Raw genomic sequence first — 8947 nt, 5'->3', positions numbered from 1 at the left:
CGCCACCTTGACGAATACGAACAGCTCCAACACCGGGAAGAGCAGAAAGAGCAACTTTTAACGGGTCTGTATAAAAAATGTCCAGCTGTAAGGCCCGTGATGAGCGAGTTAATGAGAAAAAGTTCCCGTCGGGCAATGCTGTTTTCCGTTCCCGGCCGAAGTCCGTCTATATGGATTCGTCCATACTTTTGTTCCGATTCTGTGCGGTGCTTCGCCAATCTTCTGCCCTGTTGAGGTGACTTAAAAAGACGGGGCACGTCTTACGTCTCAACATCCGGCAATGTTCAGGTGTGCGGAGCGCGCAGACGACGTCTTGCGCTTCGCCTCCTGCGTCCACCGGAGCCGCCGTCGCCGGCGAGCGTGTTGACAAGTGTGCCTTGAGCATTTGCGCCAATGGTGCCTAATATTTGTCACGTGCCAGGTTGCGCGAGATCGGTGCGGTTCTTCTCGGTGTCCATCAGGCACGGGGTGGCGTAGATGTTCCTTCGCCGGGAAAACATCGGTAAGGTAGGGGTCAGAATCCAAGACCCGCGAGGAGTAGTGATGAGCGAGGCGTTGTCCATCCACCATGACCAGGCTGGTCATCAGTTCGAGACCAATGTGGACGGTCATCGTGCCTACCTGACCTATATGGATCTGGGGAAACAGACCCTGGACATCTACCGTACCTTCGTGCCCAACGCGTTGCGCGGCCGAGGCATCGCGGCGGCCCTGACCGAACGGGCGCTGCAGTACGCCGATGAGATGGGCTACACCGTCATTCCGTCGTGCTCCTACGTCGAGCGCTACATGGAACGCCATCAGAAGCGCGCCGCCAAGATCTGAACGTCTCCCCAAAAAAAACGCCGGGCTCAGCCCGGCGTTTTTTTATGCCTGCGACAACGCCGTCAGGTGCGCTGGCGTTTCGGAAGCACGTCCTTGAGTTTGGCGTGCATGCTGCGCAGGGTGTTTTCGGTGGCGCTCCAGTCGATGCAGGCGTCGGTGATCGACACGCCGTACTGCAGGTCGGCGAGGTCTTTCGGGATCGCCTGGCAACCCCAGTTCAGGTGGCTCTCGACCATCAGGCCGATGATCGACTGGTTGCCTTCGAGGATCTGGTTGGCGACGTTCTCCATCACCAGAGGCTGCAGCGCCGGATCCTTGTTGGAGTTGGCGTGGCTGCAGTCGACCATGATGTTCGGCTTGATCTTCGCCTTGGTCAGCGCCTGTTCGCACAGGGCGACGCTGACCGAATCGTAGTTCGGTTTGCCGTTGCCGCCGCGCAGCACCACGTGACCGTAGGCGTTGCCCTTGGTGGTGACGATCGACACGCCGCCTTCCTGGTTGATGCCCAGGAAGCGGTGCGGGCTGGAGACCGACTGCAAGGCGTTGATCGCCACGGTCAGGCCGCCGTCGGTGCCGTTCTTGAAGCCGACCGCCGAGGACAGGCCGGAAGCCATTTCGCGGTGGGTCTGGGATTCGGTGGTGCGCGCGCCGATGGCCGACCAGCTGATCAGGTCCTGCAGGTACTGCGGGGAGATCGGGTCGAGGGCTTCGGTGGCGGTCGGCAGGCCTTTCTCGGCCAGGTCCAGCAGCAGCTGGCGACCGATGTGCAGGCCGTCCTGGATCTTGAACGAGTCGTCCAGGTAAGGGTCGTTGATCAGGCCTTTCCAGCCGACGGTGGTGCGTGGCTTCTCGAAGTACACGCGCATGACCAGGTACAGCGTGTCGGAGACTTCCGCCGCCAGCGCCTTCAGGCGATCGGCGTACTCATGGGCGGCCTTGACGTCGTGGATCGAGCACGGGCCGATCACGACGAACAGGCGGTGGTCGGTGCCGTCCAGGATGTTGCGGATGACTTCGCGACCCTTGGTGACGGTGCGCAGGGCAGCGTCGCTCAGGGGAATATCGCGCTTGAGCTGATCGGGAGTGATCAGGGTCTCGTTGGAGGCGACGTTAAGGTCGTTGATCGGTAAATCAGCCATCGTTTACTCGTCAGGTCACGGGTGCCGTCCGCCAGCGATCCCCGCGCGGCGGAGCACAGCGGAATTGAGCGCGTCGGGGAGCGGAACCTTAGCGCGTTAGGCGCCTGCTCGACAATGGGAAAGTAACCGTTCAGGGGGCTTTCGCGCCGGGGCGGCGGGCCTGCCGACGCCTGTCAGTCCAGTACGGGGTGCGCAAAGGCCTTGCGGACGGTGTCGTGGGAGAACTCGTCGGCGTGCTGCTCGACCCATTGCAGCGCCAGCGCCTGGATGTCCTGGAGATCGTCGTGGGCTTCGTTGAGCCGGCAGTAGCGTTCGATCTGGCACACCTGTTCGCCCATCCGTGCGCTGAACAGCGTCTGTTCGTCGGTGAAGGCGATCCCCACCAGGTAGCCTTTCTTGCGCCGCAGGCACCAGGCGACATAACCCGGATAGCAGATGTCGGCGTTGAGGGTCGGCATGCGCACCTGCAGCGCCGTGCCATGGCGCCAGGCGCGATGGTAATTGCAAGCGATGCCGCCGAGGCTGATAGTGTTCAGCCGTTGCCGCGAAATGCATTCAGGCGTGAGCAAAGTTAATTCAACGGGCACATCGTCCGGATGAGGAATGAAACGTCCCATGAGCACAGACTCCCTGTGTCGTCCATTTGACATTGTTTCCCCCAGTATAGTGGTCGAATCGCAACTGACCGATTTCGACGCCGACCAACGGCTGCTGGCGATGAACGGCGTTTCGCTGGTGATTTTCACCAGCGCGGGCTGTGCCTCGTGCCGGTATGCCCGCCAGACGCTGCCGACGCTGAAGCTTGCGGTCGACCGTCTGTGCTGGATCGACGCCGGCGACAACGGCGGGCTGGTCGAGCGTTATCAGGTCTTTCATTTGCCGGCGCTGTTTGTGGTGCGCGACGGCGAGTTCTTTGGTGCTGTGCACACGCGTCTGAGCGCCGGCGAGCTGAATGCCGCCGTGGCCGGGGCGCTGGAGCGAATTGCAGAGGAGTTGCCATGACGGGGACAGTGAACAACAGGCCGGCGGTGGGGATCATCGGCACCGGCGCGATCGGCGGGTTCTACGGATTGATGTTGGCGAGGGCCGGTTTCGATGTGCACTTTCTGTTGCGCAGCGAGTTCAGCGCCGTGGCCGAGCGCGGCTTGCGGGTGGACAGCGCGGTGCACGGCGCGCTGACGCTCGACCCGGTGCAGGCCTACGCAAAGGCCGACGACATGCCGCCGTGCGACTGGCTGCTGGTCGGGGCCAAGACCACCGGCACCGCCGACCTGGCGCCGGCGATCGTCCGGGCGGCTAAGCCCGGCGCCAAGGTGCTGTTGCTGCAGAACGGCCTGGACGTCGAGGACAGCCTGCGGGCGTTGCTGCCCGATTCGCTGCACCTGCTCGGCGGCCTGTGCCTGATCTGCGTCCATCGCGAGGGGCCGGGGCAAATCACCCATCAGGCGCTGGGGGCGGTGAACGTCGGCTACCACAGCGGCCCGGCGCCGGACGGCGCGGCGCGGATGGCGATCGTCGAGGAGGGCGCGGGGCTGTTCCGCGCCGCCGGCATCGATTCCCAGGCGATGCCCGACCTGCGTCAAGCACGCTGGCAGAAGCTGGTCTGGAACATTCCCTACAACGGCCTGTCCGTGCTGCTGGGGGCGAGCACGACACCATTGATGGCCGACGCCGACAGCCGCGCGCTGATCAAGGCGCTGATGGCCGAAGTGGTGCAGGGCGCCAAGGCCTGCGGTCATGACATGCCGCCGGGCTACGCCGACTATCTGTTCATGATGACCGAGAAAATGCCGGACTATTGGCCGAGCATGCATCATGATTTCCTGCACAAGCGGCCGCTGGAGTTGGAGGCGATCTACGCCCGGCCGTTGGCGGCGGCCAAGGCGGCGGGGTGCGAGTTGCCGAGGATCGGGGCGCTGTACCACGCGTTGGGCTTCATTGACCGACGCAACGCGTGATTTTTTTGCACAAGGCAAGGGGAAGGCATGGCAAAGAACATCGATGACAAACTGGTGCTGGCGATCTCGTCTCGCGCGCTCTTCGACCTGAGCGAGAGCCACAAGGTCTACGAGTCGAGCGGTGTCGAGGCGTACCGGCAGTATCAGATCGAACATGAGGATGAGATCCTCGCGCCGGGCGATGCCTTCCCGCTGGTGGAAAAGCTGCTGAGCCTCAATGCCCGTCTGGGGCGGGCGCGGGTCGAGGTGATCCTGGTGTCGCGCAACAGCGCCGACACCGGCCTTCGGGTGTTCAATTCCATCGGTCACTATGGCCTGGCGATTTCCCGGGCCGCGTTCGTCGGCGGTCGCAGCCCCTATCCGTACCTGAAGGCGTTCGGTTGCGACCTGTTCCTCTCCACCCACGCCGAGGATGTGCGCGCTGCGCTGGACGCAGGGTTCGCGGCGGCGACCATTCTGTCCGGCGGCGCCGGCCGTGCGGCCAGCGATGAACTGCGCATCGCCTTCGACGGCGACGCCGTGCTGTTTTCCGACGAGTCGGAGCGCATCTATCAGTCCGGCGGACTGGAGGCGTTCCAGGCCAAGGAGCGCGAGTCGGCGCGGGAACCGCTGCGCGGCGGGCCGTTCAAGGGTTTCCTGGCGGCGCTCAACGTGCTGCAGCGCGAATTCCCCGAGGACGACTGCCCGATCCGCACCGCGCTGGTGACGGCCCGTTCGGCGCCGGCCCACGAGCGGGTGATCCGTACCCTGCGCGAGTGGGACATCCGCCTGGACGAATCGCTGTTCCTGGGCGGCCTGACCAAGTCGGCGTTCCTCGAAGCGTTCGCCGCCGACGTGTTCTTCGACGACCAGGCCGGCCACTGCGAGGCTGCCCGGGAGGTGGTCGCCACCGGCCATGTGCCCCACGGGATCAGCAACGAGCCGGCGCTCTGAAGCCCTCGCGGTTCAAGACGTTGCGCCGCCCGCCGCTGTCGCCAAGGCACTGCTAAGCTGAATCAAATCTCCGCCATGTCGGCACGCTGGGAGGTCACATGATTCGTGCGATGCTGTATGCCACTGACCTCGGTCTGTACGCACCGTTAGTGATGCAGCACGCCTTGGCGCTGGCCCGGACATTCGACGCCGACCTGTACGTGGTGCATGCGGTGGAGCCCATGGGGCTGTTCGCCGAATCGGTGCTGCAAAGCTATCTCGACGAACAGGCGCTGAACGAATTCCACAGTCAGGGGCTGAAGACGGTCATCGCCAATATCGAGCAGCGGGTGCTCGACAGTTTCCGCGAAGAGCTGGGGGACGAGGGGGAGCAGGACCTGCAGCGGATCCGTGCCGTGCGGGTGCTGCAAGGGGATCCGTCGCAGGTGATTCTCGAACAGGTGCAGAAACTCTCGGTCGATTTGCTGATCGTAGGAAGTCACAGCCACGGGGTGGGCGCGGAAACGCCGTTGGGGCGCACGGCGGCCCGGGTACTGCAATTGTCCAAGGTGCCGGTTTATCTGGTGCCGCTGGTGGAGCGTCGGCGTCGGGGGGATCGCTGAAGCGGGAATAATGGCGTTTTGATAAAAAAGTTCTAGATTTATTCTTCAAACCATTAATATAGTTATATATCGTCGCTGATGCCCGTGGCGTCTACCTGCTTTGAGGGATTCATATGAAGCTTCAACAATTGCGCTACATCTGGGAAGTGGCGCACCACGACCTCAACGTTTCCGCTACAGCCCAAAGCCTATACACCTCGCAACCGGGTATCAGTAAACAGATCCGACTGCTGGAAGACGAACTCGGCGTCGAAGTGTTCGCCCGCAGCGGCAAGCACCTGACCCGCGTCACCCCGGCCGGCGAGCGCATCATCACCACCGCCGGCGAGATCCTGCGCAAGGTCGAGAGCATCAAGCAGATCGCCCAGGAATTCTCCAACGAGAAGAAAGGCACCCTGTCGATCGCCACCACCCACACCCAGGCGCGTTACGCGCTGCCGCCGGTGATCAGCAATTTCATCAAGCAATACCCGGACGTGGCGCTGCACATGCACCAGGGCTCGCCGATGCAGATCGCCGAAATGGCCGCCGACGGCACCGTGGACTTCGCCATCGCCACCGAAGCGCTGGAGCTGTTCGGCGACCTGGTGATGATGCCGTGCTACCGCTGGAACCGCTGCGTGGTCGTGCCCCAGGGCCACCCGCTGACCAAGCTGCCGAAGCTGACCCTCGAAGCGCTGGCCGAATACCCGATCGTGACCTACGTGTTCGGCTTCACCGGCCGCTCGAAACTCGACGAAGCCTTCAGCCACCGAGGCCTGACGCCGAAAGTGGTGTTCACCGCCGCCGACGCCGACGTGATCAAGACTTACGTGCGCCTGGGCCTGGGCGTGGGCATCGTGGCGAAAATGGCCGTCGACACCACGCTCGACAAAGACCTGGTGGTGCTCGACGCCAGCGAACTGTTCGAGTCCAGCGTGACCAAGATCGGCTTCCGCCGCGGCACCTTCCTGCGGGGCTTCATGTGCGACTTCATCGAGAAGTTCGCGCCGCACCTGACCCGCGAAGTGATGGCCAAGGCCATCCAGTGCCACAACAAGCAGGAACTCGAAGAGCTGTTCGAGGGCGTCGAACTGCCCGTCCACTAAGCGCCTCCCTTCTAGAGCACCTCGGTGACAGCGAACTGTTGCCGGGTGCCCGCCACCAGAATCTCCACCTCATCGCCTTCGAACCTGCCCAGCAGGCCCTTGCCCAACGGCGAGCGCGGACTGATGACGGTGACCGGCTGACCCACCACATCGACTTTCAGGCCTGCCGCATCCGGCGCCAGGAACAGCCATTGCTCGCGTCCGTTTTCGTCCTCAAGGCCGAGCAGCGCTCCCACCTCGATGCCCCGGCTGTCGTCGTAGGCGCGCAGGGTCAGGTTCTGGCACAGCGCCAGCGACTGACGGATTTCCTCGACGCGCCTGGCCTGTCCGGCGGCCAGGTACGACGCCTCCAGCCCAAGGGTGTCGTACTTGTTCTCGGCGATGTTCTCTTCGTGGGTCGCTGCCTCGTAGGCGGTTTGCGCTGCCCGTTCGGCGATGTCGAGATCGACGCGCAGCTTGTCGAGGATCAGTTGGTGGACGGCCTGTTTGTTCATGGTCAATCGCAGAACTGCAGGACGTTGGCGCGACTCTTTTCGCTCGGGGCCGTCTGATCCTGCTGCAGCCAGAACTGGCATTTCGGATTGGACAGGTTGCGGGTGCTGTTGCGGGCCTGATCCAGGCGCACCTGCTGCTCGTTCTTGCGCAGGTTCTCTTCATACTGCTCGAACATCCGGTTCTGCGGCTCCGGTTGCGGCTGCGGCTGGGCGGCGGCCGGCGGGCGGCCGATCTGCTGGACGACCTCGGTCACCGGCGCCAGTTGGCGGCTGAAGAGATGGGCGGCCAGCCACCAGGTCAGTGCGATGGCAAGGAAACCCAGCCACAGCCCCAAGGCGATGCTGCCGGTCAATTGCAGCGCACTGAGCTGGACAGGCAACGGGCGACGGGGGTTGGGGCGGTTGGGCATGGCAGCCTCCTGGCGAATGGGTGCGGGCGAGTGTCGATTGTCGCACGAAGATTGATCGGCGTCGGCTCTTCTCCGCGAGCGCGTTTATGCGGACAATCGGCGTTTTTGCCAACGGGAGCATTTAATGTCGGCACTGAACACCCGCTGGGACATCTTTTGCACCGTGGTCGACAATTACGGCGACATCGGCGTGACCTGGCGCCTGGCCCGGCAACTGGTGGCCGAACATGGGCTGGCGGTGCGCCTGTGGGTCGATGACCTGCGGGCGTTCGAGCGCATCTGCCCGGAAATCGACCCGAGCCTGGCGCAGCAGCGGCAGGAGGGCGTCGAGGTGCGGCACTGGCCGACGGAATGGGCCGGGGCGGATGCGGCCGATGTGGTGATCGCCGCGTTCGCCTGTCAGTTGCCGGGTGCGTACATGGAAGCCATGGCGGATCGGGAAAAGCCGCCGCTGTGGATGAACCTCGATTACCTCAGCGCCGAAGACTGGGTGGTCGGGTGTCACGGGTTGCCGTCGGTGAAGTACAGGTCGGTGCAGAAGTTCTTCTTCTTTCCGGGGTTCCAGCCAGGCACCGGCGGGCTGCTGCGCGAGCAGGGGTTGATTGAGCAGCGTCAGGCGTTTCAGCAGGATCCTGCGGCGCAGCGAACATTCCTGCAGGAACTGGGGATTGATCCCGCGCCGGGTTCACAGCTCATTTCGTTGTTCGCCTACGAAAACGCCGGTCTGGCCAGTTGGCTCGATGTGCTGGCCGCCGATGCCCGGCCGACCCATTTGCTGGTGCCGGAAGGCCGGATCCTGGGCGATGTCGCCCGGTGGCTCGGGGTGGATGCGTTGACGGCGGGCGCCTTGCAGGTGCGCGGGTCGCTGACCGTGCAGGTCATCCCGTTCGTGCGTCAGGACCAATACGACCGCTTGCTCTGGTGCTGCGATTTCAATGCGGTGCGCGGGGAGGACTCGTTCGTCCGGGCGCAGTGGGCGGGACGGCCGATGCTGTGGCACATTTACCAGCAGGAAGAAGACATCCACCTGGACAAGCTCGACGCGTTCCTGGCGCTCTACACGAAAGGCCTTTCGTCGGACGCAGCCGAGGCGACAAGCGGTCTTTGGCGGGCATGGAGCGCCGGACTCCCCATCGGACAGCACTGGCTCGCGGCCCGCAAACATTGGGCGCAACTGCAGCGGCACGCCGAATCCTGGTCTCTGGAACAGGCCTTGCAGGCCGATCTTGCCACGGCGCTGGTACAGTTTTACCGAAATTGGCTATGATACGCGGCCTAGATTTTTGTACATCCCATCCAAATTCGGATATTCGCAATGAAAACTGGTAAAGAACTCAAACCCGGTACCGTGCTCCGTATCGACAACGATCCTTGGCTGGTTCAGAAAACTGAATTCACCAAGTCGGGCCGTAACAGCGCGATCATGAAGACCAAGCTGAAGAACCTGCTGACAGGTTACAAGACCGAAACCGATTACCGTGCGGACGACAAGCTGGAC

The 8947-nt window shown here is 63.3% G+C and carries 11 protein-coding genes and 1 pseudogene; 8 read left to right on the top strand and 4 right to left on the bottom strand.

The features are described from left to right. Positions 1–543: 543 nt before the first annotated feature. Complete coding sequence (locus ACIP0B_RS27090) at positions 544–825, top strand: GNAT family N-acetyltransferase (RefSeq protein ID WP_217891139.1); 282 nt, start codon at positions 544–546, stop codon at positions 823–825. 62 nt (positions 826–887) lie between these two features. On the opposite strand, the gene ACIP0B_RS27085 is transcribed toward ACIP0B_RS27090, so the two are convergent. Then, on the bottom strand, positions 888–1964 hold the full coding sequence (locus tag ACIP0B_RS27085; RefSeq protein WP_400837970.1) for a 3-deoxy-7-phosphoheptulonate synthase: 1077 nt from the start codon (positions 1962–1964) through the stop codon (positions 888–890). 173 nt (positions 1965–2137) lie between these two features. Continuing rightward, a complete protein-coding gene (locus ACIP0B_RS27080) occupies positions 2138–2581 on the bottom strand; it encodes a PilZ domain-containing protein (protein ID WP_217891141.1) in 444 nt (147 codons plus the stop codon). Here ACIP0B_RS27080 and ACIP0B_RS27075 point away from each other — a divergent pair. The 5 genes from ACIP0B_RS27075 (at position 2580) to cysB (ending at position 6545) form a co-directional block, all read left to right on the top strand. Beyond that, a complete protein-coding gene (locus ACIP0B_RS27075; RefSeq protein WP_400837966.1) occupies positions 2580–2966 on the top strand; it encodes a thioredoxin family protein in 387 nt (128 codons plus the stop codon). The genes ACIP0B_RS27080 and ACIP0B_RS27075 overlap by 2 nt on opposite strands. Next, complete coding sequence (locus tag ACIP0B_RS27070) at positions 2963–3922, top strand: putative 2-dehydropantoate 2-reductase (protein ID WP_400837963.1); 960 nt, start codon at positions 2963–2965, stop codon at positions 3920–3922. The genes ACIP0B_RS27075 and ACIP0B_RS27070 overlap by 4 nt, the downstream gene beginning before the upstream one ends. 27 nt (positions 3923–3949) lie before the next feature. Beyond that, on the top strand, positions 3950–4855 hold the full coding sequence (locus ACIP0B_RS27065) for a 5'-nucleotidase (protein ID WP_400837960.1): 906 nt from the start codon (positions 3950–3952) through the stop codon (positions 4853–4855). Between the two features lie 98 nt (positions 4856–4953). Then, positions 4954–5457 (top strand): universal stress protein, encoded by a 504-nt coding sequence (locus ACIP0B_RS27060; protein ID WP_400837957.1) that lies wholly within the window; start codon positions 4954–4956, stop codon positions 5455–5457. A gap of 113 nt (positions 5458–5570) precedes the next feature. Next, positions 5571–6545 carry an HTH-type transcriptional regulator CysB gene (gene cysB, locus ACIP0B_RS27055; protein ID WP_400837954.1) on the top strand — a complete coding sequence of 325 codons (975 nt, stop codon included), beginning with the start codon at positions 5571–5573 and terminating at the stop codon, positions 6543–6545. Between the two features lie 11 nt (positions 6546–6556). Here cysB and ACIP0B_RS27050 read toward each other — a convergent pair whose 3' ends face one another. Further along, complete coding sequence (locus ACIP0B_RS27050) at positions 6557–7039, bottom strand: GreA/GreB family elongation factor (RefSeq protein WP_400837951.1); 483 nt, start codon at positions 7037–7039, stop codon at positions 6557–6559. 2 nt (positions 7040–7041) lie between these two features. Next, complete coding sequence (locus ACIP0B_RS27045) at positions 7042–7449, bottom strand: hypothetical protein (RefSeq protein ID WP_400837948.1); 408 nt, start codon at positions 7447–7449, stop codon at positions 7042–7044. A gap of 124 nt (positions 7450–7573) precedes the next feature. Here ACIP0B_RS27045 and earP point away from each other — a divergent pair, with 124 nt between their 5' ends. Together earP and ACIP0B_RS27035 are read left to right on the top strand one after the other, a co-directional pair. Continuing rightward, on the top strand, positions 7574–8716 hold the full coding sequence (gene earP / locus ACIP0B_RS27040) for an elongation factor P maturation arginine rhamnosyltransferase EarP (protein WP_400837945.1): 1143 nt from the start codon (positions 7574–7576) through the stop codon (positions 8714–8716). 48 nt (positions 8717–8764) lie between these two features. Continuing rightward, positions 8765–8947: pseudogene (locus ACIP0B_RS27035) on the top strand (elongation factor P); the annotation flags it as partial.

Source organism: Pseudomonas sp. NPDC089534, assembly GCF_044749305.1.
Classification (GTDB): domain Bacteria; phylum Pseudomonadota; class Gammaproteobacteria; order Pseudomonadales; family Pseudomonadaceae; genus Aquipseudomonas; species Aquipseudomonas ekonensis.
Note: the sequence above shows the minus strand (reverse complement) of the source record. Positions and strands in the feature narration are given on the sequence as shown.

What these genes read in the sequence shown, in the direction of transcription:
- ACIP0B_RS27045 (WP_400837948.1), bottom strand. Translation starts at nt 7,449, where the DNA reads ATGCCCAACCGCCCCAACCCCCGTCGCCCGTTGCCTGTCCAGCTCAGT.
- ACIP0B_RS27080 (WP_217891141.1), bottom strand. Translation starts at nt 2,581, where the DNA reads ATGGGACGTTTCATTCCTCATCCGGACGATGTGCCCGTTGAATTAACT.
- cysB (WP_400837954.1), top strand. Translation starts at nt 5,571, where the DNA reads ATGAAGCTTCAACAATTGCGCTACATCTGGGAAGTGGCGCACCACGAC.
- ACIP0B_RS27060 (WP_400837957.1), top strand. Translation starts at nt 4,954, where the DNA reads ATGATTCGTGCGATGCTGTATGCCACTGACCTCGGTCTGTACGCACCG.
- ACIP0B_RS27075 (WP_400837966.1), top strand. Translation starts at nt 2,580, where the DNA reads ATGAGCACAGACTCCCTGTGTCGTCCATTTGACATTGTTTCCCCCAGT.
- ACIP0B_RS27090 (WP_217891139.1), top strand. Translation starts at nt 544, where the DNA reads ATGAGCGAGGCGTTGTCCATCCACCATGACCAGGCTGGTCATCAGTTC.
- ACIP0B_RS27065 (WP_400837960.1), top strand. Translation starts at nt 3,950, where the DNA reads ATGGCAAAGAACATCGATGACAAACTGGTGCTGGCGATCTCGTCTCGC.
- earP (WP_400837945.1), top strand. Translation starts at nt 7,574, where the DNA reads ATGTCGGCACTGAACACCCGCTGGGACATCTTTTGCACCGTGGTCGAC.
- ACIP0B_RS27085 (WP_400837970.1), bottom strand. Translation starts at nt 1,964, where the DNA reads ATGGCTGATTTACCGATCAACGACCTTAACGTCGCCTCCAACGAGACC.
- ACIP0B_RS27070 (WP_400837963.1), top strand. Translation starts at nt 2,963, where the DNA reads ATGACGGGGACAGTGAACAACAGGCCGGCGGTGGGGATCATCGGCACC.
- ACIP0B_RS27050 (WP_400837951.1), bottom strand. Translation starts at nt 7,039, where the DNA reads ATGAACAAACAGGCCGTCCACCAACTGATCCTCGACAAGCTGCGCGTC.